This window comes from Leucobacter sp. M11 (assembly GCF_035726885.1).
In the GTDB taxonomy this organism is placed as follows: Bacteria; Actinomycetota; Actinomycetes; order Actinomycetales; family Microbacteriaceae; genus JAPFRB01.
In genome coordinates, this window is sequence record NZ_JAPFRB010000003.1 from 345,676 (window position 1) to 347,516 (window position 1,841).

2 protein-coding genes are annotated in these 1,841 nt (G+C 69.7%); both read left to right on the forward strand.

Annotation, left to right across the window (positions count from 1 at the left end; all coding sequences use genetic code 11):
* Positions 1–693 (forward strand): aldehyde dehydrogenase family protein (locus tag OOT08_RS09950; protein ID WP_325092497.1); only part of this gene is annotated, 693 nt, incomplete at its 5' end.
* On the forward strand, positions 690–1,841 hold the full coding sequence (locus tag OOT08_RS09955) for an acyl-CoA dehydrogenase family protein (protein WP_325092498.1): 1,152 nt from the start codon (positions 690–692) through the stop codon (positions 1,839–1,841). The genes OOT08_RS09950 and OOT08_RS09955, both read left to right, overlap by 4 nt.

The following is a 1,841-nucleotide window of genomic DNA, read 5'->3' on the forward strand; positions in this document are numbered from 1 at the left end:
CTGATCGGCGCGGGGTACGGCTCCGCGGGGGAGCGCTGCATGGCGATCTCGGTCGCCGTGCCCGTGGGCGAGGCAACCGCGGAGGCGCTCTCCGCGAAGCTCGCGGAGCGAGTCACCGAGCTCACCATCGGCCCGGCGCTCGACGAGAGCGTCGACTACGGCCCCCTCGTCTCCGCCGAGGCCAAGGCCCGGGTCGAGCACTACATCGGGCTCGGCGTTGAGCAGGGCGCGACCCTCCTCGCGGACGGCCGCGGCTACACGGTTCCCGGCCACGAGGAGGGCTTCTACCTTGGCCCGACCCTCTTCGACCACGTCACCCCCGAGATGACGATCTACCGCGAGGAGATCTTCGGCCCCGTGCTGATTCTTGTCAGGGCCGAGAGCTACGAGGAGGCCCTCGCGCTGGCCTCCGACCACGAGTACGGCAACGGGGTCGCCATCTTCACGCGCGACGGTGACACCGCACGCGACTTCACCGCGCGGGTGAACGTCGGCATGGTCGGCGTCAACGTGCCGATCCCGGTGCCGATTGCGTACCACACCTTTGGGGGATGGAAGCGTTCCGGCTTCGGCGACCTCAACCAGCACGGGCCGGACGCCTTCCGCTTCTACACGAAGACGAAGACCGTCACGAGCCGGTGGCCCTCTGGCAACCGGGAAGGAGCAAGCTTCGTCATCCCGACGATGCAATGACCATGACAGACACAGCATCCGAGGAGCGCCAAGCGCTCATCGAAGCCGTCCGAGAGTTCTCGGACGCCGCACTGGCGCCCTTTGCCGGTGACCGAGACGAGCAGAAGCTGTTCCCGCTCGACACGTTTGCGGCAGCCGGGGAGATGGGCCTCGGCGGCATCTACGTGCGGGAGGACTACGGCTCGGGGCTGAGCCGGCTCGACGCGGTGGCCATCTTTGAGGAGCTGGCGCGCGGCGATACGACGCTCGCCGCCTATATCTCCATCCACAACATGGTGGCGTGGATGGTCGACACCTACGGGAACGAGGAACAACGGGCCAGGTGGCTGCCCGGACTCACCGCCATGACCGACCTGGGCAGCTACTGCCTCACCGAGCCCGGGGCGGGCTCGGACGCGGCCGCCCTCCAAACGAGCGCCGCCCGCGACGGGGACGACTACGTGATCAACGGGACCAAGCAGTTCATCTCCGGGGCGGGGGTGTCCGCCGTCTACCTCGTGATGGTCCGCACCGGGGAACCCGGCGCTCGGGGCATCAGCGCGGTGGTGGTGCCCGCGGGGACGCCGGGCCTCAGCTTCGGCCCGGACGAGAAAAAGATGGGCTGGAACGCGCAGCCCACGAAGCAGGTCTTCTTCGAGAACGTCCGCATCCCGGTCGGGAACCGGCTCGGGGCCGAGGGCGAGGGGTTCCGCATCGCCATGCGTGGCCTGAACGGTGGCCGCGTGAACGTGGGCGCCTGCTCGCTCGGCGGCGCCCAGTGGGCGCTTGAGCGGGCCACGGCGTATGTGCAAGAGCGGCACGCCTTCGGGGCGCCGCTCGCCGACATGCAGTCGATCGTCTTCGCGCTCGCCGACATGGAGACCCAGCTGCAGGCGTCCCGGGCCCTGCTGGAGCGGGCCGCCGCGAAGATGGACGCGGGCGCCGAGGACGCCGCGGTGGCCTGCGCCCTCGCGAAGCGCTTCGCGACCGACGCCGCCTTCGACGCGGCGAACACCGCGCTGCAACTGCACGGCGGCTACGGCTACCTGCACGAGTACGGCATCGAACGCGTCGTGCGCGACCTGCGCGTCCACCAGATCCTGGAGGGAGCCAACGAGGTGATGCGCAGCATCATCGGCCGGGACCTCCTCACCCGGAGCCGGCGATGA

Excerpts from the sequence above, each read along its gene's own strand:
- OOT08_RS09955 (WP_325092498.1), top strand. The coding sequence starts at position 690 with ATGACCATGACAGACACAGCATCCGAGGAGCGCCAAGCGCTCATCGAA.